Source organism: Desulfolutivibrio sulfodismutans DSM 3696, from assembly GCF_013376455.1.
Taxonomy (GTDB): Bacteria; Desulfobacterota; Desulfovibrionia; order Desulfovibrionales; family Desulfovibrionaceae; genus Desulfolutivibrio; species Desulfolutivibrio sulfodismutans.
This window is the reverse complement of record NZ_CP045504.1, coordinates 2887250-2912671: the sequence shown is the minus strand read 5'-3', so window position 1 is coordinate 2912671 and position 25422 is coordinate 2887250. Positions and strand designations below refer to the sequence as shown.

Here is a 25422-nt window from a genome sequence, read left to right as displayed (position 1 = left end):
GGGCAAAAGGGCTTGGGGCGGAATGTCCGCCCTGAAAACGGTTGTTCTCGAAAAACGTCACGCGGGCAAGCGGGAATCCGGGCCGGTGGGCGAAAAAAAGCCCGGGAGGGATGCTCCCTCCCGGGCTCGGCTTTTTTTCGGACGCGGAACTAGATGACCTTGTTCAGGGAATATTCGATGATGCCTTCGGCCCCGAGCTCGTGCAGCTTGGGGATCAGGTCGCGCACCAGGCTCTCGGAGACCACGATCTCCACGGACAGCCAGTCCTTGTTGTACAGGTTGGCCACGGTGGGCGCGGTGAGACTGGGCAAAAGGTTCATGATGGCGGGCATCTTTTCCTCGGGCACGTTCATCTTGAGCCCCACCAGGCTTTCGGCCCGCAACGCTCCCTGCAGGAGCATGTCCAGGTTTTCGATCTTTTTACGCTTGAAGGGATCTTCCCAGGCGGCCTTGTTGGCGATGAGCCGGGTGTTGGTCTGAAGCAGTTCGGCGATGATGCGCAGGCCGTGGGCCTTGATGGTGGTGCCGGTCTCGGTGACCTCCACGATGGCGTCAGCCAGGCCCTCGACCACCTTGGCCTCGGTGGCGCCCCAGGAGAATTCCACGGCCACGGGCACCTCGGCGGCCTCGAAATAGGATTTGGTGAAGCTCACCAACTCCGTGGCGATTTTCTTTCCGGCCAGATCCTGGGGACGGCGATACGGCGAGTCGGCGGCCACGGCCAGCACCCAGCGGGCCGGGCGGTTGCTGACCTTGGAATAGACCAGGTCGGACACCACCACCACGTCGGAATTGTTCTCCAGGATCCAGTCCTTGCCGGTCAGGCCCGCATCAAGGGTGCCGGTCTCCACGTAGCGCGACATCTCCTGGGCCCGGCACATGCTGCACTGGATGTCCGGGTCGTTGATCTCGGGGAAATAGTTGCGGTGGTGCATCCGGATCTTCCATCCGGACTTTTCGAACAGGGCGATGGTGGCGTCCTGGAGAGAGCCCTTGGGGATGCCGAGTTTGAGCTTTTTTGGCTGGGTCATGTTATTTGTAGACCTCCTTGGGATCGAAGATGAGCGGCGAACAGACGCGGTCGCCGTCCGGGGCGATTTCCGTGAAAAAGCAGCTTTTGTAGCCCGTGTGGCAGGCCGCGCCGCCAAGCTGCTCCACCAGGACCAGGACCGTGTCCTTGTCGCAGTCCAGGCGTATGCTTTTGACCTTCTGGACGTGGCCCGAGGTGCCGCCCTTTCGCCACAGGGCGTTGCGGCTTCTGCTGTAGTAATGGACCTCGCCCGTGGCCAGGGTTTTTTCCCAGGCCTCCTCGTTCATATAGGCGAGCATGAGCACCTCGCCCGTGTCGGCCTCCTGGGCGATGCAGGGGACAAGTCCTTTGCACTTGGCGAAATCGGGTCGGGACATGACGGAGTTCCTTTTTTCCGCGAAAATGGGGAAGGTCTTTGTAGTGAAAAGCGCGGCCGGGCACAAGGGGCGCAGGTGACGGATGCGTGGCCGCTTTGTCACGATGTCGGGGCGGGACTTTTACGCCACTCCCTCGTTGCGCAACTGCCCGCAGGCCGCCGCGATGTCCGCGCCCTTGGACTTGCGCAGGGTGGCCGTGAGGCCCTTTTGGCGCAAGACGTCCTGAAACGCCTCCACCCGGGCCGGACTCGGCGCGCCATACGGAATGCCCGGCACGGGGTTGAACGCGATGAGATTCACCTTGGCCTTGACGTGGGACAAAAGCCGCACCAGTTCCCTGGCCTGGGCCGGGGAGTCGTTGACCCCGTCCAAAAGCAGATATTCGAAGGTCAGCCGCTCCCGGGGCTTGAGCGGATAGTCTTTGAGGGCCGCCATGAGCTCGGAAAGGGGCGTGGACCGGGCCACGGGCATGATCTCGGCCCGAAGCTCCTGGTTGGGGGCGTGCAGGGACACGGCCAGCGATCCCAGGCCCGTGGCCCCGAAGGCCAGCAGGTTCTTGACGATCCCGGCCGTGGACAGGGTGATGCGGCGGCTGGAGAAGTCCAGGCCCTGGGGATGGTGCAGGGCTTCCAGGGCCTGCAGGAGATTGTCATAGTTCAAAAGCGGTTCGCCCATGCCCATGAACACCAGGTTGCGCAGGGCCAGGGCGGACTGCCGGTCCCAAAGCCACTGCCGGGCCACCAGGATCTGCCCGAGGATCTCCCCAGGGGTCAGGTTGCGGCGAAACCCCATCCTTCCCGTGGCGCAGAAGGTGCACCCCAGGGCGCACCCGGCCTGGGTGGACAGGCATTGGGTGTAATGGTCCTTTTCCGGGATGAGCACGGTCTCCACGGCCTCGCCGTCGGCCAGGCGCAACAGGAACTTGGCCGTGCCGTCGCGCGAGGCCTGCTCCCGGACCACCTCGGGCCAGCGGACCTCGGCCCGCTCGGCCAGCGCGGCCCGCAGGGACTTGGCCACGTCGGAAAAGGCGGCGATGTCCCGGCAGCCTTTCTGCCACAGCCATTGCCATATCTGGCGGGCCCGGTACGGGGCCTCGCCCATGGCGGTCAAAAAGGCCTCCAGCTCGTGGAAGGACAGGTCGATCAGGTTCACAGGCGTCGTCATGCGTTGCCCCTCGGGGCTGCCGCCCCGAACCCCGCCCGGGGGAAATCATTTCCCCCGGACCCCCTGATTTCCCGGGCGTCCCCCCGGCGGCGCTTCGCGCCGCCGGGGGGACGCCCGGGATCAGGCTGGCCGGAGAACATGCGTTCTCCCGCACGCGGACGCGAAGCGCGTCAAAGTTTTTTGGAAGGGGGTCCGGGGGGAACCTTTTTTTCAAAAAAGGTTCCCCCCGGAAAATCTCCTATCCCTCCCCCTCCTCCCCTTCCGGATAGACCATCGCACTCATGGCCAAAAGCACCGAGTCAAGGCCGATCCGGTCCCGGGCCGACGCCAGCAAGGTCTCGCCAGGCACGGCGGCCCGCAGGGCGGCCAGCGTTTCGGCGTCCAGCAGGTCGATCTTGTTCAAGACCCGGATCTGCGGCCTCTCGGCCAGCTTCGGGTCGAAGCGGGCCAGTTCCTCGTCCACCACGGCAAATCCGGCCATGGGGTCGTCTAGGTTTATGTCCTCCACGCTCATGAGGTGCACCAGGGCCTTGGTGCGCTCCACATGCTTGAGGAACTGGTGCCCCAGCCCCAATCCCTGGTGGGCCCCCTCGATGAGGCCGGGGATGTCGGCCATGACGATGCGCCGTCCCTCGGCGTCCTCGATGACCCCCAGGTTGGGGGACAGGGTGGTGAAGGCATAGGGCGCGATCTTGGGCTTGGCGTGGGACACGGCGGCGATGAGCGTGGATTTTCCGGCGTTGGGCAGGCCGATGATGCCGATGTCGGCCAGCACCTTAAGCTCCAGGCGCAGTTTCTTTTCCTCGCCGGGCTCTCCGGGCTGGGCGAACCGGGGGGCGCGCATGGTGGCCGAGGCGAAGTGCATGTTGCCCTTGCCGCCGCGGCCGCCCTGGCAGGCGATCCAGGTCTGGCCGTTTCGCACCAGATCCATGGCCAGGGTTTCCGCACCGTCCTCGGCGATTTCGTAAATCTGGGTGCCCGTGGGCACATCCACCACCAGATCCGGCCCTGCGGCCCCGTAGCGCTGCTGCCCCATGCCGCCCTTGCCGTTTTTGGCCCCGTAGATGCGCTTCAGGCGCAGATCGTAGAGGGTAAGCAGGTTGTCCGAGGCCCGAAAGACCATGTCGCCGCCCTTGCCGCCGTCGCCGCCGTCGGGGCCTCCCAGGGGTACGAATTTTTCCCGCCGAAAGGAAATGCTTCCGGCCCCGCCCTTGCCCGATCTGACGGTGATCACCGCCTCATCAACGAATCGCATGGAGATATCCTGACGGCCTGTTCGCGATGCTGGCGAACAATGCCGTGTGATGGTTAAGATTCATGAACCAACGCCAAAAAATAGCGGCCTGCGCATGGCCGGATGCGGCGTCTTGGGAAATTCCCTGTTCCAGACGGGCCGGGGCGACGCTAGGGCTTTAGGTCGCTCAGTTTTTTCTCATTGCCCACCACCACCAGGAAATCGCCCTGGCGCAGAGGCTCGTCGGCCTTGGGAATGTAGCTGTAGTGTTTCTCCCCCTGCAGGCGGTAGGCGATGACCTGGACTCCGTACGTGTTGGTCAGGGCCAGTTGCCGCAGGGTCTTCCCGGCCCAGGCCTCCACGATCAGTTCCTTGATGGCCACCTGCTGGTCCATGGGCAGAAACTCGATCAGCCCCGGGTTGGCCAGCCTGTGGGCCAGTTGCTTGGCGGCGTAGCGTTCGGGGATGAACACCTCGTCCACGCCGATGCGGCGCAGAATCTTCTCGTGGTCCGTGGACACGGCCTTGACCCAGATTTTCGACGCCCCAAGCTCCTTGAGGTACAGGGAGATGAGGATGCTGGCCTCCATGGAGTGCCCCACGCTGACCACCACGTGGGCCATGTCCGCGACCCGGATCTGTTCCAGGGCCTTTTTATCCGAGGCCTCCAACTGATAGACCTGGGTGAGGACGTTTTGGGCGTTCCGCACCTTTTCCGGGTCGGCGTCCAGGCCGAGCACCTGATGCCCCATGCCTACAAGGTTTTTCCCCAGATAATAGCCGAATTTCCCCAATCCTATAATGCCGATCTGCAAAACGGCCATGGCGTTTTTCCTCGTCTTTTCTTCCGGAAAATCCCGGGTCGGGAGACAGGCCCCCCGCGCCCGACGCCGGAGGCGGCTACCCGATGAGCATGCCCTGCTCCGGCCACTGGTAGCGCGGACGCTCCTGGAACCCCTGGAGCACGGATAAAAACACGATGGGGCCAAGCCGCCCCACAAACATCAGCACGATGATCACGATCTTCCCGGCGGGCGTGAGATGCGGGGTCAAGCCCGTGGAAAGCCCCACCGTGCCAAACGCCGAAACCACTTCGAACAAAATGTCCATGAACCGCCCCGGGGCCAGGTGGTGGGCCATGGTGGCCCCCTCGGTGAAGCACAGCACAAGCAGGGCCGCGAGCACAATCCCCAGGGCGAAGATGGTCAGGGTCATGGCCCGGTTCAGGGTGCCGTCGTCCACGGCGTAACGGCCGATGACCGCCTGCCTGCCGCCGCGCATCTGGGCCCGGCCGAAGGCGGCCAGCACCCGGAAGGTGGTGGTCTTGATGCCCCCGGCGCAGGAACCCGGCGAACCGCCGATGAACATCAAAAGGATCATGATGATCAGGGAGGCCTCGCCCATATGCCCGATGTCCAGGGTGTTGAAGCCTGCGGTGCGGCAGGTGACGGACTGAAACAGGGCGGCCAGCACGGCGTCTGCCTTGTCCGTTCCGGCCGAACCGGTGTTCATCTCGCCGATAAACAGCAGGACGGCGCCAATGGCGATCAAAAAGGCGCTGGTGGTGAGGACCGTGCGGGAATACCAACTGAGACGGCGACGGGGAACCAGTCGTTCCCGGGGGCGCAGGCGTTCCCGTCCCAGGCGGTACATCTCCACGAGGACCGTGAAACCGAGACCCCCCAGGACGATCAGGGCCATGATGACCAGATTGACGCCCGCATTGCCCCGGTAGCCCATGAGGTTGTCGGAAAAAAGACCGAACCCGGCGTTGCAGAAGGCCGAGACGGAGTGGAAGACCGCCGAGAACGGGGAAAAGCCCTGCGGGTCGAGGAGGTGCAGGGCCAGGGCGCCGACGCTTTCGATGACCGCGACGCAGGCCACGACACGCAACAGAAAATGCCCCAGGTGAAAGGACGGATCCTGCATCAGGCTTTGACCCACGGCGATGTGGTCGGTGAGGGAGACCCTGCGCCGCCACAGATAGAAAAAAAGGCTGGCGTAGGTCATGATGCCCAGACCGCCGAGTTGGATGAGCAGCAGGATGACCACCTGGCCGAAGGTGGAATAGGCCGTGCCGGTGTCCACCACGGCCAGACCGGTCACGCAGGTGGCCGACGTGGCGGTGAACAGGGCGTCGAGGAAGGAGACGTCCGGCCCGGCATGGCTGAAAGGGCTGCACAGCAGCACCCCGCCAAGAACTATGGCGGCAGCGAAAACGTAGATGGGCAGGGCCAGGGGTGAAAGGAACTTTTTGATGGACATGGGTATGCCCGTCACGGGCTTAAAGTGCCATACGCCAACTCGGGCCGGAAACATAGCCCCGGAAAGGCTGGTCTCCAAAAAAGGTGGGGGGCCATGAAGGCCCCCGCGCAGGAGTTGAAGGAGAGGTCAGAACAATAGGGAGGTATTGTCTGCTCTTCTTAATTATAATCCAAAATTCGTACCACCCGGCACATGCCTGCTCAACAGAATAAATAATACATTATTTCAGCGTGATAGCCAACAATGCATTCTCTTTGCACCGCGATCGCTCGCCCTGATCCAACACTATTCCGGTTTTTCGCCACTTCTTCCTGAAAAAATGGAGCTGCGCCCTACCGGGTGGCCAGACCATATTTACGTAAAAGATCGTACAACCGCGAGGGCGAAAGGCCCGACAGGGCCGAGGCCCGGGTCACATTGCCCCCCGAAGCGGCCATAAGCTCCCGCAGATACCGGTGTTCCGCCTCATCCAGGGCCATGCGGCGATATTTTTTCCAGGCGCTGATGGGCGCGGACAGGCCACCGGCATCCCCCCCTTCGCGGCTTTGCCACGCAAGGGAATCTCCCGGGGCTTCACCTTGACGGTCGTTCAGGCCCTCGCCGGACATTTCGCCGCCCCGAGCCTGGGCAGGATCGCCCCAGCCCGCCCCGCCCGTCTCCTGACCAGAGGGGGTGGCCGCACCCGGCCGTCCCCCGGCGCCGGCGCGGATGGCCCGGATGCGGATATCGTCGGGGAGATGCATGGGATACAGCACGGGCTGGTCCCTGTGCTGCAACAGTACGCGCTCAAGGGTGTTGAAAAGCTCCCGCACGTTTCCAGGCCAGGCATGGGTCGCCAGGGCCGCAAAAAATTCCTCGGAAAACCCCTTGGTGTGGATGCGGTAGCGTTCGCACAGCCGATTCATGTGATGGATGGCCAGGGGTTTGATATCCTCGGGCCGGATGCGCAGCGGCGGCAGGGAGATGACCATGGTCTTCAGGCGGTACAGCAGATCCTCGCGAAAGCCCCCCCGCTCGGCCATGATGCCCAGGTCGCGGTTGGTGGCCGCCACCAGCCGGAAATCGCTCTGGGATTCGTGCTTGGCCCCCACGGCCCGAAACCGGCCGTCCTGGAGCACGCGCAGAAACACCTTCTGGATGGCCGGGGACAACTCCCCGATCTCGTCCAGGAACAGGGTTCCCCCGTCGGCCAGCCGGAACAGGCCGTCCCGGTCCCTGTCCGCTCCGGTGAACGCGCCCTTGACGTGGCCGAAGAGCACGCTCTCCACCAGGGTTTCGGGGAGCGCGGCGCAGTCCACCACCACGAAATTGCTGTTGGCGCGCAAGGAATTGGCGTGGATGGCCCGGGCGAAAAGCTCCTTGCCCGTTCCCGTCTCCCCCGTGACCAAGACCCCGGCATCGGATTCGGCGGCCTGGGCCACCAGTTCCAGGCATTCCTCGATGGCCCGGCTGCCGCCCACGATGCCCTCGCGCTTGAGCACGGCCCGGGGCCGCTTGGCGGCCTTCTGGGCCCGGTATTCCAGGGCCCGGGCCAGGGGCAGGGCCAGGGAGGCCGGGGTCACGGGCTTTTGCAGATAGTCCCAGGCCCCGCTTTTGATGGCCAGTTCCGCGCCCCGGGGATCTTCCTCGCCGGTGACGATGATGACCTCGGGCGCGTCCAGGCCCTGCTTCAGATCGGGCATAAGCGTCAACCCGTGCCCGTCGGGCAGGCGCAGATCCAGGAACACCACATCCGGGCGTTCGGCCCATAGCCGGATGCGCCCCTCCTTGAGGTTTTCCGCGCAGGCCACGTCATGGCCCATGCGCGTCAACACCCGGCTCATGGTTTCGCGAAACACCGCGTCATCATCGAGAAGCAAAAGCCTGGCCATGTTTCCCCGTTTGCGTCCTGTCCCGCAGACGGGTCGCGACGCCGCGCCCGTGCAGCCCCGCGACCCGCTTTTGCCTCAATCGTTTTTGTGGCGTGCGCCATGGGCCGCAGACATGACCGTCTTCACATAGCGCCGCAGAAACGGCGAATCGATTTTCTTGAGTTTTGGGGCCCAGACCGCCCGGCGCCGGGCCAGTTCCTCGTCAGACACATTGAGGGCCAGCACGCGGTTCGGAATGTCGATCTCGATGAGGTCGCCCTCCTCCACCAGGGCGATGGGGCCGCCCTCGGCCGCCTCGGGAGAGATATGGCCGATGGCCGCGCCGCGCGTGCCGCCGCTGAAGCGGCCGTCGGTCAGAAGGGCCACCTCGCCGCCCAGACCCATGCCCATGATGGCCGAGGTGGGCGAGAGCATCTCACGCATGCCCGGTCCCCCCTTCGGGCCTTCATAGCGGATGACCACCACGTCCCCGGGCTTGATCCCTCCGGCCAGGATCACCGGGATGGCCGCCTCCTCGCTGTCGAAGACCCGGGCCGGTCCCGTGCGGCGCATCATGGACGGGGCTACGGCCGATTGTTTGACCACGCCGCCGTCCGGGGCCAGGTTGCCGCGCAGGATGGCGATGCCGCCCTCGGGGCTGTAGGGGGCGTCCACCCGGATGACGTCCGGATCCTTCACGCAGGCCTTCAGGTCGGCCAGGTTTTCGCCCACGGTCTTGCCGGTCACGGTCAGGGCGTCCTCATGAATCAGCCCCATCCCGGCCAACGCCCCCAGGACCGCCGGTATCCCCCCGGCCTGATCCAGGTCGGACAGATAGTGGTGACCAGCCGGGGACAGCTTGCACAGGTTGGGGGTCTTGCGGCTGACCTCGTCGAAGGCCGTCAGGTCCACGTCGAGTGCGGCCTCGGCGAAAATGGCCGGAAGGTGCAGCACGGTATTGGTGGAGCAGCCCAGAGCCATGTCCATGGCCATGGCGTTATGCACGCTTTTTTCGGTGACGATCATGCGCGGGGTGATCTTTTTGGCCAGAAGGTCCATGACCTGCATGCCCGCCCTTTTGGCCAGCCGCACCCGGGCGGCCGAGACGGCCGGGATGGTGCCGTTGCCCGGCAGGGCCAGGCCGATGCTCTCGGACAGACAGTTCATGGAATTGGCCGTGAACATGCCCGCGCAGGAGCCGCAGCCCGGGCAGGCCGACTCTTCCAGCTCGGCCAGTTCCTCCGCCTCCATCTTCCCCTGGCTGACCTTGCCCACGGCCTCGAACACCGTGATCAGGTCGCAGCTTTTGCCCCGGACTTTCCCCGGCAGCATGGGGCCGCCGCTGACCATGATGGCCGGGATGTCCAGCCGCAGCATGGCCATGAGCATGGCCGGGACGATCTTGTCGCAGTTGGGGATCATGACCAGGGCGTCGAAGGGGTGGGCTGAGGCCATGATCTCGATGGAATCGGCGATGATCTCCCGGCTGGGCAGGGAAAACCGCATGCCCGCGTGGTTCATGGCCAGTCCGTCGCAGACCCCGATGGCCGGGAAGGCCATGGGGGTGCCCCCGGCCATGCGGATTCCGGCCTTGACCGCGTCGGCCAGGGTGTTCAGGTGGATATGGCCGGGAATGATCTCATTGGCGGCGTTGACCACCCCGATCAGGGGCCGGTCCATCTCCTCGCGGGTCAGTCCCAGGGCGTGTAAAAGTGAGCGGTGCGGGGCCTTCTCCAGGCCCTGGGTCATGAGTTTTCCACGCATGTCGGATCGTCCTCCTTTGGCGGGACGGTGTTTCGGCGCAATCGCGTCTCGGGAGGGGAAGGATTCCACAGAAGGGTTGATTTAGGCAAGGGCTGCCTGGCCCGGGAAAACGCCCTGGCATCACGGGCAGCCAGGCCCGGACGGCCGCCGCCCGCGTCTGGAACACGGCGCAACGCACCGGTATTCCATACAGGCCCGGGGATGCGGCCGCACCTCGCGACAGGGGCCCTCCCGCCCCGGCCACGCATCCGGCCGCAGCATGACGCCGTCCTCTCAAAAATATCCGCTATTCGAGTCGCAAACCGCTCTGAACGCCCGCCACTCCTCACGGCGGCGGCCTGACCAACCCCGGGAACACCAGGGCGAAGCTCCCGGCATCCCGCGTCAGCCCTCTTTCAGACCGGCTTTTCCAGCCGGGACGAACCGCACCAGCCCCTCGCCTTCCGAAAGGTCCAAACGGTGCGTGGAGCAGGAAATACACGGGTCGTAGGCCCGCACCAGCATGCTGAGCTTGAGCTCCACAGCGGCCTTGTCCTCCCGGGCGATCAGCGGGGTCAGGGCCTCCAGATCCTTCTGGATGTTGGCATGGTTCTGGTTGGTGGGAATCACGCAGTCGGCGTGGGTCACCCGCCCGTTTTCGTCATATTCGTAGGCGTGGAACAAAAGCCCGCGCGGCACCTCCACCGCGCCCACGCCACGACCCGGCGCACACCGCACGACCTGCGGCTTTTCGGCCTGCACCCCGCGCTCCAGAAGCCTGTCCGTAAGCGTTATGGCATCTTCAATCGAATGAACAACCTCGACGACTTGCGCTAGCGATATGTAATACGGATTGTAACTCGGTGCTTTCAGGCCGAGCTTTTCCGCCGCCTCGCGACCGGAGGCGTTGAGCTGGCCGCTGTTGATGTTGAAACGGGCCAGAGCCCCGACCATGTACGGCCCCTCCACGCCCTTGGACCATTTGGCCGTGGACGACGGCACGCAATATTCCCGGGCCACGTCCTGATACAGCGCGGCCGGACGCCTGGGGGCGGCCGTCGAGGCCACCTCGCCCCAATACAGGCCGTATTCCGAGGGCGAGGACAGGCCCACATATTCCGTCTCCCGCGTGAAATCGGGAAAATTGCCTTTGACCGCCGCAAAGAGGTCCACCACGGCCCGCATCTCGGGCACGGCCCCGACGAGGATTTCCCGAAGCTTGAGGAGATCCTCCTCGCTGGGCAACTTGGCCATACCGCCGACCATGAGCCGCTGGGGATGGGTGGTGCGTCCGGACACCAAACGGCAGAACTCGTTGGACATGGCCCGGGACTTGACCAGATGCAACAGTTCCTCGCGATGGGTGGAGGCCAGGGGGATCACCGAATCGACCCCCAGAAGGTCGGGAAGCACCAGATAGCCGACGTGCAGCAGATGGCTTTGGATGTTCTCGCCGTGCAGGGCCAGCTTGCGCAGAATCAGCGTCTGCTCCGAGACCATGACCCCCAGGGCCTCTTCCGTGGCCTGGAGCGAGGCCAACTGATGGCCGATGGAGCAGATGCCGCAGATGCGCGAGGCGATATGATGGACATCGTGATAGGTACGCCCGAGCATCATGGCCTCGAAAAAGCGCGGGGCCTCGGGCACCTCCCAGCGGCAGGAGGTCACGGTCCCGGCCTCGTCCACCTCGGCGATGATGTTGCCGTGGCCTTCCACCCGGGTCAGGTAATGCACATTGATCTTTTTGGCCGTACTCACGGCTTTGTCCTTGGCTGGCTTGGCCATGGTCGTTCCTCGCGGTGGAAAATCGGTTTGCAAAGTCGCGCGGCGCCCTCGCCGGACGGGTTATAACCCGGCCCGGGTGTCGCCCAGAAAAAAACGCATGAGATCCTGCACCTGACGCCGGTCGAACCCGGCCCGGTCCATGACCTGCCGGGCCGCGTCCAGATTGGCCGTGGGGAAAAGCCCCCGGCAGCCCCAGCAATGGGCCCCCTCGGTAACGCAGCAGGCCCCGCACCCGGCCCGGGTGATGATGCCCAGACACATCTTGCCCATGTCGAAACGGCAGACGTTCCCGGCCATCTTGCATTCCACGCAGACCGGATAGTCCGGCAGCCAGGGCGTGCGGCCGAGCAGCAGTTCCTTGACCACCCTGGCGAACTCCAGCCGGTCGATGGGGCAACCCGGTATCTCGGCGTCCACAGTCACCACGGCGGACAGGGGCCTGGCCGCGTAGGTCCGGTACCATCCGGCCTGGGGCCCGTAGACTACGTCGCGGTAAAACCCCTCGCCCATGAAATTTTTCAGGCAGTTGATGCCGCCGATGGCCGCACAAGCCCCCAGGGCCACCAGCACCTTGGCCTTGGACCGGATTTCTTTTATGCGTTCCTCGTCCTCGGGACGGGTGATGGACCCCTCCACAAAGGCGATGTCGTAGTCGTCGCCGTGTCCGGTCTTGATTTCGCGGAAGCTGACCACCTCCACATGGGCCAGGATGTCCAGCAACTTTTCCTCAAGGTTGGCGATCTGGAGCTGATCGCCCTCGCAGCCCGCAAAATCGAAAAAGGCGATGCGCGGCTTGGCGGACAAAAGACACGTCTCGTTGGACGTAAGCGTAACCGGTTCGGTTTCCATGGCAGGCCTTCTTTTACAGCTTCATGGTCGGTCGTGCTGATCCACGGGCGGCCGAACCGCCCCTTCCCCAGGCCGTCAGATGGCCTCTTCCAGGCTTTCGATATCCGTATAGCGGAACACAGGGCCGTCCATGCAGGCGTTTAAGCTGTTGATCTGGCAGTGGCCGCACTTGCCCAGGCCGCATTTCATGCGCCGCTCCAGGGACACCCAGATGCGCTCCGAGGGTATGCCCATCTCCCGGCACTGGCGAAGCACGAACTTATACATGACCGGCGGGCCGATCATGGCCACATGGGTGTTTTGCGGCTCCACCCCGGCCTTGGGCAAAAGCGTGGTGATGACCCCCACGTTGCCCTTCCAGTTCGCGTCCGGCATGTCCACGGTCTCCAGCACCTCCACGTCCCCGCCCTTGGCCAGGGCCTCGATCTGGTCGATGAAGATGCGGTCCCTGGGGGACCGGGTGCCGATGAGCACGCTGATACGGCCAAATTCCTGGCGGTGGCGCAATTGATAGTGCAAAAGGCTGCGGATGGGGATGTAGCCCAGGCCTCCGGCCACCAGCAGGGTGTCCTTGCCCACGAATTCATGCACCGGAAAGCTGGTGCCGAACGGGCCGCGAATACCCGCCTTGGCGCCCACAGGTAGCTCGGACAGGGCCTTGGTCACGGTCCCGATCTTGCGCACGGCGATCTCAAAGACGTTGGATTCCTTAATCGGCGCGGAACTGATGGAAAACGGGGCCTCGCCCACGCCAAAGATGGACACCATGATGAACTGCCCGGGCTTGTGGGCCAGGTTCTTGCCGTTGTCCAAGACGAATTCATACAGGGTCACCAACTCCGACAGGGGCGATTTGGACACCAGCGTGGCCGGGCGGGGCACGTAGGGGGAAAACGTCCTAGATTTCATGGCGGCTTTCCTCCCACAGGGTGTTGAAGATCTCGCAGGGGTCGGCGATCTTGCTGGTGCAGGCCCGCACGCACCGGCCACACCCCACACAGCCCAGTTCCCCTATTTTATCGAAGATGTATTTTCCCTTGCGCATATACCGATGCCGGTAGCGTTCCGAGGCCTGGGGGCGAAAGTTATGATTGCCCGCCACCAGGGCGAAACCATTGAGCATGCAGCCGTCCCATTCCCGGAAGCGGTGGCCGGTTTTGAGCTTCTCGTCCACCTCCTCCCGGATGTCGAAACAGTAGCAGGTGGGACAGACGGTGTTGCACGAGCCACAGCCCAGACACTTCTCGGCCTTGCGGTGCCACAGGGAGGCGTTCCAGGACCGGCCCATGACATGGGGCGTCTCGTGCCAGTCATAGTTCAGCTTGCGCCGCAGGCCGAGGTTCCTGGCCCGCACCTGAGCCTTGCGCGCGGCCTCGCGGCTTCCGGCCGTGGCCGGGGACAGGGGACCGGCGGCCAGCAGCAGTTCCTCGCCCTTGCCCGAGCCGATCTCCACATGGAACGTGCCCGGGCCGATCTTGGTCCAGTATAGGTCGTATCCCTGGTCCACCTTGTCCGCCCCCACCGAGGCCCAAAACGCGGTCTCGGACACGGCCATGGGGGTCAGGGCGAAGATCACCGTGGCGTCGCGCCGGGAAAAATAGTTCTGGTCCACGCTGCCGCTTTCCATGAGCTGGTCGAGCTGGGTCACGGCCTTGACGTCGTAGGGATGCACCCCGAAAAGCAGGATATTTGGCGCGGCGAACACGGGCTTGGCCGAATAGGTCTCCAGATCGAAGACGACCATGTCCTCGCGCGGCGGCATGAAGAACCGTTTGAGCGGGTTGTAGGCCACGTCGTATTCGAAGGCGATTTCCGTGCCCGGCCTCCAGGGCCCGAAATCGTAAAAACCATTGTCCAGGGACACGGGGACATGCACCTGGCACTGGGTGCTCCAGGCCGCCAAAAGCCCCGGGAGCTGCTCCATCTGTACGGTATAGGCCGTCATGGTACCTCCGCTTTTCCGACGGGAAAGACGATTTTCCGTCCGCAGTGCGCCAGCGGAACCCGCTGTCTGTGTGCGTCACGATACGAACCCAGTCTGGATTCAATACGTCTGTTTGCGAAGGGTATCAAGCGTAACGCGTTGAATTAATCGTCAAATTTTTTGCAGATGAGGTGCCTGTACCGAATACGAATTGAAGATATGGAATGCATGCCATGCGTTTTAGTTTTATTCATGTGCGCTTTGCACGCCATGAATTTTTACACGTGACACGACTTTTTCATAATACTTTGCGTCTTTTTCCAAATGGAGCGGTCGGTTGCGCCGCTGGTTGACCCGCATGACCACGCATTGCAGTTTGCGCATACGCTGGTAACGCTCGTGTTCGTCCGGGGCGTTAGCCAGCAGGTCAGCAGCCGACAGGATCTCTTTTTCCTCAAGTATCTCAGGTGGCAGATACCCCGCATTTTTCATGATCTTGTAAGCCATGCGCAAATCTTCCGGAACCATGGAGTCGTCCTCGAAAACCAGCTTTTGCCCGGCGCCCTCCAGGTTGTCGAACTCCCCCCTGTCCATGGCCTCAACAATGCGCCGCTCAGCAATGACCGCAAAAACCGCCATAAGCGAGCTCACTTCGCCGACTCCGCGAAACATTCGGCCAAGGGACCGCCCATCCCAGCCGACAACCACGCCGCCGCCTCGGCGGCGATGCGGGAGACCGCCTGGGACGCGGCATCGGCAATGCCCTCCGGAGTTTCAGCGGCAATGGGGGTTTCAACCTCAAACGCACGCGACCCCACCAGCCGCCTGGCATCCTTGGTCCAGACGTCCAGCCGCACCCCCGCCACAAACCGCAAGCCGTTTTTCCGCTGGACGTTAAAGGCCGTCACGTTGCCCGACAAAACGGCCTGATGCTCGACCCGGGGCCTGTATTTCAACACCCCTGCCACCCCGGGCAGGCAATTGACCGCCCGGATGATCCCCGCCCCCACCACATCCTGGGGCGCGCCCTCCCAGTACCACCGGGTACTCGGGGCCAGCACGCTGCCATTGGCCACCAGCACCGCCGGGCGGTCCAGATTGTCCAGGGCCGTCAGTTCCATGAAGGCCACCACGGCCGACGGCGAGACGTTCATCTGCGGCAACCCCTTGTCGCACCCGGCGGTCACCGCCTCCACCCGCAGATAGTGCTCCACCGGGGGCGCTGACCCCAGACACCCGGTCATGAGCAGCAACCCTGCCAACACCGCCGCCTGGATGAGCATTTTCACGGCAAAACCTCCTTTGGCGGCCGGATGACCTGCCAGGGGCGTTCTTTGACCCGGGCCGTCAGATCCTTGAGGTCACGGCTGGTGCGATTGAGATTTTCCAGGATGCTCTCCACCTGGCGCTGATCATAGTCCAGGCTCACCCGCAGATCCTCGGCCACCTTGCCTGCCGTCTGGGTATGCGTGCGGATTTCATTCAAGGTCATGGTCAATTCCTTCTCCACCACCCCGACAGCCGTTTCGGCCCGCTCCAACGTCTTGCCCAGGGCGGTGGCGGCGGACTCGCCCTTGCCGACCAACCGCGCCCAATCCGCGCGAAACGACTCCACAGCCGTCTTGGTCTCGGCCAGCAGTTGCGGCCCCTGCTCCAACATGCGGCTGACCAGCTCCACGTTTGTCGGCGAAAGAAGCCGCTCGATGTTATCCGCAATCTCATCAATCTTTGGCTTGACGCTTTGCAGCATATCCCCGGCCACAGCCGCCAACTCCTGCATATCCATGGTCCGGGCGGCGGGGATCTCGCTTCCCGGTTCAATACGCGGCCCCGGTTCCCCTTGCAGATCCAAAAAGACGTAATAGTCGCCAACCAACCCCTTCTGGGCGATCCTGGCCTGGGTGCCCTGATACAGGGGAAAGTCCGCCTTCACCCCAAGCGTCACCCGGATCAGACGCGGATCGTCCGGATCGAGCTCGATCTTTTGAATGCGCCCGATGTCCATGCCGCCGTATTTGACCGGCCGCCCCGACACCAGATCCTTCACCGTGGCGAACCGGACATGATAGGTCACCAGGTTTTCCCAAAACCAATGCCCGCCGAGGATCACCATGAACACGGACAGGATGCCAAGCCCCAGCGCCAATGTCAGCGAGGCCTTGACGTATTCTTTCTTTTTTCCGCGTTCATCGAGCATAGCCACTCCCCTTGCCGGTTTTCATAGGGTTTTTTCGGCGGCGTCAGGGCCGCACTGCGCATGGAAGGCCTTTTCGGCCGTGATGACCCGGCTTTCCCGCGTGGGCATGCGGCCAAGGAACCTGACGATGAAAGGATCCGTGTTTTTTTTCAACTCCGCAAGGCTCCCCTGGAATAACATCCTGCCCTTGTCCAAGACCACCACGTAATCCGCGATGGTGAAAAGACTCTCCAGATCGTGGGTGACCACCACGATGGTCATGGGAAAGGTCGCCTTGAGCTCCAAAATGAGCTGGTCCAGGTCGGCAGAGGTGATGGGATCAAGACCCGACGTAGGCTCGTCGCACAAAAGGATGGCCGGATCGAGGGCCATGGCCCGGGCTAGTCCCGCCCGTTTGCGCATTCCCCCGGACAACTGGCGGGGGAAATACTGCACAAAGGGTTCAAGGCCCACCAGCTTGAGCTTCATGCGCACCACTTCCTCGATCATTCCCTCATCCAGGCTGGTATGTTCGCGAAGCGGCAAGGCCACGTTCTGCCCCAGGGGCATGGAGCCCAAAAGCGCCCCGTCCTGGAAAAGCACCCCCAGTCGACGACGCATGGCCATGGCCTCCAGGGGGCTCATGGTATACAGATCCGAGTCGCCCAACCGGATGCGCCCGGTCTTCAGACTGACCAACCCCAGGATGTTTCGCAAAAGCGTGGACTTGCCGCACCCCGACCCGCCCAGGATGACGCTGATCTTCCCAGCCGGGAGCACCGTGGTGATGTTCTCCAAAACGATGCGGTCGCCATAGCCGACACTGACGTTTTCGAGAACGATCTCCGGTGCGTTGAGCCTGCCTTGCTTGCGCATTCCAACTCCCCACCCTGGCTTTTGAAACTCTTCGGGCGCAACCCCTGGCACTCTGAGGGCAATGATGCAGCGTCCTCCCAGCCTGCGGCCATGCGGCGCAATCCCAGCCACACCGCGTCATTCCGCCAAAAAAACGCGTTCTCGCCGCTTATTCCCGGAGTGCTCCCAGCCGACACGGTGTCCCCGCGTGGCATCCGTTTGGATGCGCAGGCGTTTACCGCAGGATATAATTCAATGCCGTAAAAAAAAGATCCAGCAGGATCATGATAAAAATCGACTGCACCACGGCCATGGTGGTTCTTCTGCCCACATCCGCCGCCCCTTCCCGGGCCATCAACCCCTGGGCGCAACTGATGAGGGTGATGGCCATGCCGAAGGCCGCGCTCTTGACCAGTCCCGACATGACATCGCTGACCCGCAAAAAGGTGGCGGTCTGCTCAAAATAGACCTTGCCGCTCAATCCCAGGGCGGTAGCGGAAAAAATGCCGCCGGCCATGATGCCTACGAAGTCGGCCCAGAGCGCCAAAAGCGGGGCCATGATCAGCATGGCGATACATTTCGGCCAGATCAAAAAACGAATCGGATCGATGCCCATAACGCTTAAGGCATCAATCTCCTCGGAAATCTTCATGGTTGCGATTTCGGCGGTGAAGGCCGCCCCGGCCCTTCCCGCCAGGATGAGGGAGGTTAAAAGCGGGCCGAGCTCTGTTACCAGGGAAAAACCCACTAAATTAGCTACATAGCTCAACGCGCCGACCTTCTCCAACTGCATGGCCGCTTGCAACGCCAAGATGATGCCCGTACACCCGGAGATGATGCTGACGATGGGAAGGGAATCGGCCCCGACCCAGGAGAGATGGTCCCAGGTGCGTTCCCGCTGGTAGGGTTTGGAGTGGTAGCGCCGCGTCAATGAAAGCCATAGGCATCGAACAAGGCCGTTGACCACCTCGAAAAAGACGCCCAAGACCTCTCGCACCAGCGGCCTCCCTCCAGGCGACCCGGAACAACGGGCCACCGCATGTCGGTCACAAACTATAATCCGAAAAGCTCTCCGATCTGCGTTAATTCAAAAAGCTTACGCACCTGGTGCGATATGGCAGTAATCGTTATTTTTCGTCCCTTGGCCTTGAGCAGCTTGCGACCTTCAATCAAAGCCGCCAACCCGGAACTGTCAACATAGGACAGATTCCCGAGATCCAAAAACATGTCCCCCCGGGTCTGCTCGATAAAGGTCACGAATCGGTCACGGACGGCAGGGCTGACCGTAAAATCCACCTCGCCGCCTATGCTGACCGTATTCGTACGTGGATCGCCCTCCCAGGTCCAGGTCTCGCTCTCTCCACGGCTTTGTTTCCCATCAGACATCGTTTTCCGCCTTTCGTTTCCACAGGCCAGGATAGTTAAATATTTAAGTTATTTACTTAAATTGCAGACTTTACGTTGACTCGGCCTGAAGCCAGCTTTCAACCAGGGGTTCCCCTTGCCCGCCAAGACCGGCCAGAATTTCTTTTTGGCTTACCGTGGCGCTCCCCACCTGTCCCACTACTATCCCTGCGCAATAATTCGCCAATATACAGGCGTCAAGCAAATCAAGACCAACACTGAGCCCGACGGCCAAAGCGGCGATGACCGTATCGCCCGCACCGGTCACATCAAAAACCTTACGAGCCATAGTCGGGATATGACGCACATTTCCCGGGCCGGAAAAAAGCGCGATCCCCTCGGGGCCCAGGGTGACCACCAACGACTTGCAACGGATTTTCTTGAAGATGGCGAGCCCGGCCCGGATGATCTCCGTCCGGCCGGTCAACCGCCAACCCGCCATCTCCCCGGCCTCTCTGGCGTTGGGAGTCAGCAGGTCCACCCCCTGATAGATGTCCCTGTTGGGCACCTTGGGGTCCACCAGCACAAGCGGTTTCGGCGTCAGTCTGGCCGCCGCCTCCAGAAGTGCCTGGATGATCGGGCGTGAGACCAGCCCTTTGGCGTAATCCGAGACGATCACACAGGCATGGCCTGGCAGGAGACGGATCAGGGCCTGAATGACCGCGTCCCGGACCCGGCTGGAGACCGGCTCATCGCTTTCCCGGTCCACCCGGACCACCTGCTGGTTCTGCGCAATAATCCGGGTTTTGATGGTGGTCGGTCGCGACCCGTCAGGAACAATGACCGATTCGAGGCCTTCCCGTTCCGCAATCTGCAAGACAGCCTTGCCAGGATCGTCTTCCCCGCACACGGAAAGAAGCGTCGGGCTGGCGCCCAGGGCGGCAAGGTTCTTGACCACATTTCCCGCCCCACCCAGGGTGTGCGCCTCGCTTCGCACCCGGACCACCGGTACAGGCCCCTCTGGCGAGATGCGCTCCACATCCCCCATGAGATAATGATCCAGCATGAGATCGCCCAAAACAAGAATACGTTTCCCGGTAAATCCGGGAAGCGCCTTGGCGATCAGTTCCATGCGGGACGTTTTGAGCATGACGGCTATCCGTTTGTGAGACCAAGACGCGTGACGATTTCTTTCCGGGCGTCTTCCGAGGCGAAATGAAAGGTGATGCGTCCCCTACTGGGGGTGCCGGAAATCTGCACCTTGGCGCCATACAAGGATTCCAGATCCCGCTGCAGGTCATGAAGTTCCCGATCCAGAGGGGTCGCGGCGCGGCGCTCCGCCTTGGATTTCTCTTTCTTCTCCCCCCCTGCTCCAGCAGCGGACTCCACCGTTAAACTCTCCAGCGGATTGGCCAAATCAGGCAGTATGCCGTGGGTTTTGGCGTAGGACGCCATATCTTCGGCCTGACGTACGGACATGCCAAGCTCAAGAATCCGCACCCACAGGGCATTACGAAGTTCTTCCTCCGTTAGCGAAAGAAGCGCCCGGGCGTGCCCGGCGAAGATGCGCCCCGCGGCCAGATCCGCCCGGATGGGTTCGGCAAGCTGCATCAACCGCAGGGTGTTGGCCACGGCCGATCGGCTTTTCCCCACGCGTTCCGCCAGCTCTTCCTGGGTGACGCCGAAACGGCTCATAAGCAAGGCAAAACCGGCAGCCTCTTCCATGGGATTGAGGTCTTCCCGCTGTAAATTTTCAATGAGCGCCAGGGCAAGGCTTTGTTCGTCATCCACTTCACGAACCAAGGCCGGAATCACCTCAAGCCCCGCAGCCGTACATGCCCGCCAACGCCGCTCCCCGGCCACGATTTCATAGTCGTGCGTCCCATCGTTGATGGGCCGGACCATCACCGGCTGCAACACACCCTGCTCCTTGATGGAACGAGTCAGGTCCGCCATGGCCTCGTCGGAAAAGTCCCGGCGAGGTTGCTCCGGATTCGGGCGAATCCTTCCCACCGGGATCTCCATGACTTCGCTTGCCGTTTTGGCATCACCCATGCCGCCCAAAAGAGCCTCTAGCCCTCTTCCCAAACCACGAGCCGATTGCGCCATATTGACTCCCTTGCCGCCCGCCTCGCCGCATTTGGCGACACTTTAAACGGCACGATCCAAAAAGCTTGACAGTCTTGCCTGAAACCTTACCCTCAGGTGCGCAGGAAAGACAACCCTAACGCATCGCCTGAAGGTGAAACCCTTCCATCCAACGACTTCAAGGAGTACTTCATGTTCGCGTCGCCCAAAGAATTTCTTTCGCTCCACGACGACTCCGGCCGTACGGTCGGAGTCTTTATCGGGTCTGAACTCTGGGAAACCTGCAAAAACGAGTTGTTACCGATTCTGAATAGGGCGGCAAATCCCGAACCGATCATCACCCAGCTGCCTCGCGAACCCCTGAAAGACTGGGAAGCGTTGCTTGAGTATTGGGATTTTACCTATCCGCCCGCGTACGATCTTGCCTGTGAACACTGCGGCGCCTCAACAGATGACTGGCGGGCCGATGCGCCCCGCAAATTTTGGCTGACCGCCGCAAACTTAGGCGGCCTTGCATCCTTTCAGTGCCTCCATTGCAAATCCCGGATCATGAAACGGCACTTCAAAAAACATGTGAGCATGGAATGTCGGCCCTATGTGGATAAACCCTAATTTCACATCCCGGCATCTCGCGCGCAAACCCCCCTTCCCCTTGCAGCCGGATGACTCGGATCACGACGTACAACTTCTTGGGCCAGGGAAAGATACGCCTCTGAACCGCGCGACTTGATATCGTGGGCAAGGACAGGCTTCCCAAAGCTTGGCGCCTCAGAAAGTCTGACATTGCGCGGCACCAGCGTGTCAAAAACCAATTTCGGGAAACATTTCCAGATTTCCCTTTTTACATGCCGATTCAGCTTGTTGCGACCATCGTACATGGTGAGCAGCACGCCAAGCAAGGTCAGATTTTTATTGAAGCGTTTGTGAACTAGCTCGTAGGTCCGTAAAAGCTGCGCCACACCCTCCAGGGCATAATATTCGCACTGCAAAGGGACCAAGAGTTCCGTAGCAGCACAGAGTGCGTTCAACGTAACCAAACCCAGCGAGGGCGGGCAGTCCAGAATAATATATTCATAGTCGGCAACCAATTCCTGAACCACCGCCCGCAGGAAAAATTCCCGGCTTGATTTGCCAACCAACTCAATCTCGGCCGCCACGAGATCCGTGCTCGAGGACATCAACGACAAAAAGGGGAAACTCGTCTCCAGGACCGCCTGACGAGCCCGCATCGGCTCGTACAAGACCGTATACAAATTCTCCGCTGTTTTCTCTGAATAGATCCCCAATCCACTGGAAGCATTCGCCTGAGGGTCACAATCGACGAGAAGCGTTTTTTTTTCCATGACCGCAAGAGACGCGGCTAGATTCACAGAAGTGGTTGTCTTCCCCACCCCACCCTTCTGATTGGCAACCACGACGACTCTAGCCATAATCTGCTCCTGGCGTTTGATCACCGAAACACAACCTTGTTTCCACCATACTCATCGGACTTTGCAGACCAACCGTCTTACCCCTTCAGACCATGTGAGGTCATGTTTCACGTGAAACATGACCTCTAGTCACGAAAGGAACGGTGACAATAAACCTGCGCATCTTGGAGCGATTCCACAAGCATGACGCTGTTTTCCACATCACTTTTTTTAACGGCGTTAAGTAACTGATGGGATAAATGCGAAAAGTCCTCAGCTTCGCCGATCCAGGCATCATCGGCAATTTGGTGCATTCGTTGACAAAGTCGAAAGAACTTGTCCACAGCTGCTTCATCGGGCAAGAGACCTTCGTCAGTTCGAGCTGTGATCTGTTCAAAAACCACCGCCATCTCATGCTTTATCGTCAAGAGATCCATGGACCGTCCCCATCTCCTGTGGAGCAATGCTGAAAGGTTAATGTGGAAATTTCTTTATGGACTATCTGCGCGCCATGTCAACTTAAACGTGGAAATAGTCACGATACCACTCAATGAACTTCGCAATTCCAACTTCAATCGGCGTGGATGGCTTAAAACCCACATCCGCGATTAAATCATCGACATCAGCGAAAGTCATCGGAACATCACCTGGCTGAAGCGGTAAATATTGTTTTTCAGCCTTTTTTCCAAGTTGATCCTCAATAACTTCTATAAAACGGCCAAGCTCAACCGTATTATTGTTGCCAATGTTATAAATTTTATATGGAGCGACACTTGATGATGGATCAGGAGCATTTGAATCCCAATGAGGATTTGCCGTCGGGGTTCTGCCGGTAATGCGTGTTACTCCTTCAATAATATCGTCTATGTATGTAAAATCCCTTCTCATCTTTCCGTGGTTAAAGACAGAGATGGGTTTTCCCTCCAAAATGGCTTTTGTAAATAGAAACAATGCCATATCAGGTCTTCCCCACGGGCCATAGACTGTAAAGAACCGTAAACCAGTGCAGGGGAGACCGTATAGATAGCTATACGTATGGGCCATGAGTTCATTTGATTTTTTTGTGGCAGCATACAGACTGATAGGGTGGTCAACATTATTATGAACAGAAAAAGGCATGTTGGTGTTCAGTCCATAGACAGAACTGGAAGAGGCGAAAACTAAATGACGTACTCCTCCATGGCGACAACCTTCCAAAATATGAGAAAATCCAACAAGATTGGTCTCTACATACGCTCCAGGATTTTCAATGCTATATCGAACGCCAGCTTGAGCAGCAAGATTGACGACATGACTGAAATCATGTTCTTGAAAAAGCTTGAATACTGCTTTTTTGTCAGCAAGATCAATTTTTGCAAATTGAAAATGCTCATATTCGTGGAGTTGAGACAATCGATCTTGCTTAATATGTACAGAATAATATGCATTGAGATTATCTAATCCAACAACGGAATGCCCCATTTTCAAAAAACGACGACAAAGATGATAACCAATAAATCCAGCAGCACCAGTAACAAGAATGTTCATAATCATGCACCATTATTAAGGGTTAGATAAAAAAAGTCAAAGCTACCTATTTGGAACTTGGGAAAGAATCTGCTTGGCAAGAAGGGAAAGATCATTATCAGAGGAATTAAATAATTGTTCAAAATGATGGTAATAAAAAAAATTTAAATGTTTTACTTGTTCTACTGAAGAGGCTTTATTTATAGCTAGTTCACAATCATTACCAAAACAAACAATAAGAGACGGCGAAAAATATGTGATCGTTTTCAAAAAATCCTGAATCTGTTCTTGATAGGTCGAATTCACATAAATAGCCAGTGGCCAAAATGCAATCGAACCTTTTGGGAGTTGAAAAAAAGGAATAAAGCGGCGTAAAAAATTTCTTCTTTCAGAGTCACCATGACCAGCAAGATCTTTCCCTAAATCATAATATGTAAAAAAAAGAAATGCTGAGGCAGGGACTTTCTCAAAATAAATACACCAGGGCGATTTCCACTGGGTTGGACGATGCTGGTTCAGAAGGATTGAATCATCTGTTTTATCGATAAAAAAATGACGTACGCCTGCAAAATGCCAGGCACGCAGAAACTCGGAGATGTTTAGACGTGAGTCGTCCAATCTAAAATCCTCCAAGCAACTTCAGTTTTTGGAAGAACAGGCCATTTTTCATAACGACCATATTTATCAATAACTGCAACGTCATTAGTAGAAGAATTAAAACCTGAATCACAATGACCAATATAATTCGCCACCATCAAATCACAATTTTTCCGTACAAGCTTTTCTTTAGCATGAAGTTCAAGATCCCTTGTTTCAGCGCAAAACCCTATTAATTTTTGATTAGCGGTTTTGAGAGTACCGAGTTTAGCCAAAATATCTGGATTTGCAGTAAATTCAATATTAGGAACAGATAACCCGGTAATGTCACGCTTAAATTTTTCATCACTCAGTGCAAAAGGGATAGGAGAAAAATCAGCAACAGCGGCTGCCATACAAATTATATCAAACGCTTGATATTTTGTGATCATCGCTTCATACATTTGTTTGGCTGAAGTGATAGATGTAATTATAATGCTTTGAGGGAAATAAAAGGAACATGGTCCATGAACAACATGCACCTCAGCGCCGCGCAGCCATGCGGCTATGGCCAGGCAGGCGCCCATAAGGCCTGTTGATGGATTTGACCAATAACGTGCGACATCAAAATATTCATGGGTTGGACCGAAACAAACTAGTACCTTTTTCCCTGTCAAATCTTGAGGACTCAGCGCTTTTAAAATTGATAAAAATATATCATTTTCATCAGCAAGCTTCCCTAGACCAGCGTCACCGCAAGCAAGTAATCCTTCTCTAGGTGTTAGTATATTGACGTTGCGAGATTTCAAAATTTGAATATTATTTTGAACCGGAATTGATAACCACATAAGAGAATTCATGGCTGGTGCAAGTATTTGCTGATGAGGAAACGCAAGAGTTTGACAAGATAGCATATCATCAGCTATGCCATGAGCCATTTTTGCTATAAAATTAGCTGTTGCGGGAGCTATAATCTGGCATTGCGCAGTTCGAGATGGCGCTAAATGGGAAAAATGGTTGCCTTGTGGTTTGAACATATCGGAATAAACAGGATCAACACCAAGGGCTTGAAATGAAAGTGGTGTTACAAACTGTTGAGCGGATTTTGTCAATGTACAACTAATATTAATCCCTAATTTTAGCAGCAAACGGACAATCGAATATATTTTAAAAGCAGAAATACTTCCAGTGACACCAAAATGAATCGCTTTATCAGAAAAAAAATTGAACTCGAAATGTGATTGCAT

Annotated in this window: 26 protein-coding genes; 1 reads left to right on the top strand and 25 read right to left on the bottom strand. The window is 59.2% G+C overall.

The window, feature by feature from the left end; all coding sequences use genetic code 11:
- Positions 1–149: 149 nt before the first annotated feature.
- The 20 genes from hisG to GD606_RS13155 form a co-directional block, all read right to left on the bottom strand.
- A complete protein-coding gene (hisG, locus tag GD606_RS13250; RefSeq protein WP_163303878.1) occupies positions 150–1031 on the bottom strand; it encodes an ATP phosphoribosyltransferase in 882 nt (293 codons plus the stop codon).
- Between the two features lies 1 nt (position 1032).
- Positions 1033–1434: a phosphoribosyl-AMP cyclohydrolase gene (gene hisI, locus GD606_RS13245; RefSeq protein WP_281362067.1), complete on the bottom strand. Its 402-nt coding sequence runs from the start codon at positions 1432–1434 to the stop codon at positions 1033–1035.
- 93 nt (positions 1435–1527) lie between these two features.
- A complete protein-coding gene (gene rlmN, locus GD606_RS13240; protein WP_163303880.1) occupies positions 1528–2571 on the bottom strand; it encodes a dual-specificity RNA methyltransferase RlmN in 1044 nt (347 codons plus the stop codon).
- Positions 2572–2809: 238 nt separating this feature from the next.
- On the bottom strand, positions 2810–3826 hold the full coding sequence (gene obgE / locus GD606_RS13235) for a GTPase ObgE (RefSeq protein WP_176629300.1): 1017 nt from the start codon (positions 3824–3826) through the stop codon (positions 2810–2812).
- A gap of 149 nt (positions 3827–3975) precedes the next feature.
- Positions 3976–4629: a potassium channel family protein gene (locus GD606_RS13230; RefSeq protein ID WP_163301591.1), complete on the bottom strand. Its 654-nt coding sequence runs from the start codon at positions 4627–4629 to the stop codon at positions 3976–3978.
- Positions 4630–4705: 76 nt separating this feature from the next.
- On the bottom strand, positions 4706–6070 hold the full coding sequence (locus GD606_RS13225; RefSeq protein WP_163301592.1) for a TrkH family potassium uptake protein: 1365 nt from the start codon (positions 6068–6070) through the stop codon (positions 4706–4708).
- A gap of 332 nt (positions 6071–6402) precedes the next feature.
- On the bottom strand, positions 6403–7941 hold the full coding sequence (locus tag GD606_RS13220) for a sigma-54-dependent transcriptional regulator (RefSeq protein ID WP_163301593.1): 1539 nt from the start codon (positions 7939–7941) through the stop codon (positions 6403–6405).
- A gap of 75 nt (positions 7942–8016) precedes the next feature.
- Positions 8017–9684, bottom strand: coding sequence for a dihydroxy-acid dehydratase (ilvD, locus tag GD606_RS13215; RefSeq protein ID WP_163301594.1), 1668 nt, complete (start codon positions 9682–9684; stop codon positions 8017–8019).
- Between the two features lie 384 nt (positions 9685–10068).
- The gene (locus tag GD606_RS13210; RefSeq protein WP_163301595.1) at positions 10069–11448 is read right to left on the bottom strand and encodes a Ni/Fe hydrogenase subunit alpha; all 1380 of its coding nucleotides are present in this window, start codon (positions 11446–11448) and stop codon (positions 10069–10071) included.
- A gap of 60 nt (positions 11449–11508) precedes the next feature.
- Positions 11509–12297, bottom strand: a complete 789-nt coding sequence (locus tag GD606_RS13205; RefSeq protein WP_163301596.1) for an NADH-quinone oxidoreductase subunit B family protein — start codon at positions 12295–12297, stop codon at positions 11509–11511.
- A gap of 75 nt (positions 12298–12372) precedes the next feature.
- Positions 12373–13206: an FAD/NAD(P)-binding protein gene (locus GD606_RS13200; protein ID WP_163301597.1), complete on the bottom strand. Its 834-nt coding sequence runs from the start codon at positions 13204–13206 to the stop codon at positions 12373–12375.
- The gene (locus GD606_RS13195) at positions 13196–14242 is read right to left on the bottom strand and encodes a 4Fe-4S dicluster domain-containing protein (RefSeq protein ID WP_163301598.1); all 1047 of its coding nucleotides are present in this window, start codon (positions 14240–14242) and stop codon (positions 13196–13198) included. The genes GD606_RS13200 and GD606_RS13195 overlap by 11 nt, the downstream gene beginning before the upstream one ends.
- A gap of 225 nt (positions 14243–14467) precedes the next feature.
- Positions 14468–14872 (bottom strand): DnaJ family domain-containing protein, encoded by a 405-nt coding sequence (locus GD606_RS13190; protein WP_309550341.1) that lies wholly within the window; start codon positions 14870–14872, stop codon positions 14468–14470.
- Positions 14869–15504, bottom strand: coding sequence for an ABC-type transport auxiliary lipoprotein family protein (locus tag GD606_RS13185; RefSeq protein ID WP_246299088.1), 636 nt, complete (start codon positions 15502–15504; stop codon positions 14869–14871). The genes GD606_RS13190 and GD606_RS13185 overlap by 4 nt, the downstream gene beginning before the upstream one ends.
- 2 nt (positions 15505–15506) lie before the next feature.
- Positions 15507–16418 carry an MlaD family protein gene (locus GD606_RS13180; protein WP_163301600.1) on the bottom strand — a complete coding sequence of 304 codons (912 nt, stop codon included), beginning with the start codon at positions 16416–16418 and terminating at the stop codon, positions 15507–15509.
- Positions 16419–16439: 21 nt separating this feature from the next.
- Positions 16440–17273, bottom strand: coding sequence for an ABC transporter ATP-binding protein (locus GD606_RS13175; RefSeq protein WP_163301601.1), 834 nt, complete (start codon positions 17271–17273; stop codon positions 16440–16442).
- A gap of 214 nt (positions 17274–17487) precedes the next feature.
- Positions 17488–18249, bottom strand: coding sequence for an MlaE family ABC transporter permease (locus GD606_RS13170; protein ID WP_246298790.1), 762 nt, complete (start codon positions 18247–18249; stop codon positions 17488–17490).
- A 56-nt stretch (positions 18250–18305) separates the two neighbouring features.
- Positions 18306–18638 (bottom strand): STAS domain-containing protein, encoded by a 333-nt coding sequence (locus GD606_RS13165; RefSeq protein ID WP_163301602.1) that lies wholly within the window; start codon positions 18636–18638, stop codon positions 18306–18308.
- Positions 18639–18708: 70 nt separating this feature from the next.
- Positions 18709–19746, bottom strand: coding sequence for a D-glycero-beta-D-manno-heptose-7-phosphate kinase (rfaE1, locus tag GD606_RS13160; protein WP_163301603.1), 1038 nt, complete (start codon positions 19744–19746; stop codon positions 18709–18711).
- 5 nt (positions 19747–19751) lie between these two features.
- Positions 19752–20705, bottom strand: coding sequence for a ParB/RepB/Spo0J family partition protein (locus GD606_RS13155; RefSeq protein WP_163301604.1), 954 nt, complete (start codon positions 20703–20705; stop codon positions 19752–19754).
- Positions 20706–20876: 171 nt separating this feature from the next.
- On the opposite strand from GD606_RS13155, the gene GD606_RS13150 reads away from it, so the two are divergent.
- Positions 20877–21296 (top strand): hypothetical protein, encoded by a 420-nt coding sequence (locus tag GD606_RS13150; RefSeq protein ID WP_163301605.1) that lies wholly within the window; start codon positions 20877–20879, stop codon positions 21294–21296.
- Between the two features lie 2 nt (positions 21297–21298).
- Here the strand turns inward: GD606_RS13150 and GD606_RS13145 are convergent, their stop codons facing one another.
- From GD606_RS13145 to coaBC, 5 genes are all read right to left on the bottom strand, one after another.
- Positions 21299–22114, bottom strand: a complete 816-nt coding sequence (locus GD606_RS13145; RefSeq protein WP_163301606.1) for a ParA family protein — start codon at positions 22112–22114, stop codon at positions 21299–21301.
- 125 nt (positions 22115–22239) lie between these two features.
- On the bottom strand, positions 22240–22530 hold the full coding sequence (locus GD606_RS13140; protein WP_163301607.1) for a GAK system XXXCH domain-containing protein: 291 nt from the start codon (positions 22528–22530) through the stop codon (positions 22240–22242).
- Positions 22531–22612: 82 nt separating this feature from the next.
- Positions 22613–23620, bottom strand: a complete 1008-nt coding sequence (locus GD606_RS13135) for an NAD-dependent epimerase (RefSeq protein ID WP_163301608.1) — start codon at positions 23618–23620, stop codon at positions 22613–22615.
- A 42-nt stretch (positions 23621–23662) separates the two neighbouring features.
- On the bottom strand, positions 23663–24217 hold the full coding sequence (locus GD606_RS13130) for a hypothetical protein (protein ID WP_163301609.1): 555 nt from the start codon (positions 24215–24217) through the stop codon (positions 23663–23665).
- Complete coding sequence (coaBC, locus tag GD606_RS13125; protein ID WP_163301610.1) at positions 24199–25422, bottom strand: bifunctional phosphopantothenoylcysteine decarboxylase/phosphopantothenate--cysteine ligase CoaBC; 1224 nt, start codon at positions 25420–25422, stop codon at positions 24199–24201. The genes GD606_RS13130 and coaBC overlap by 19 nt, the downstream gene beginning before the upstream one ends.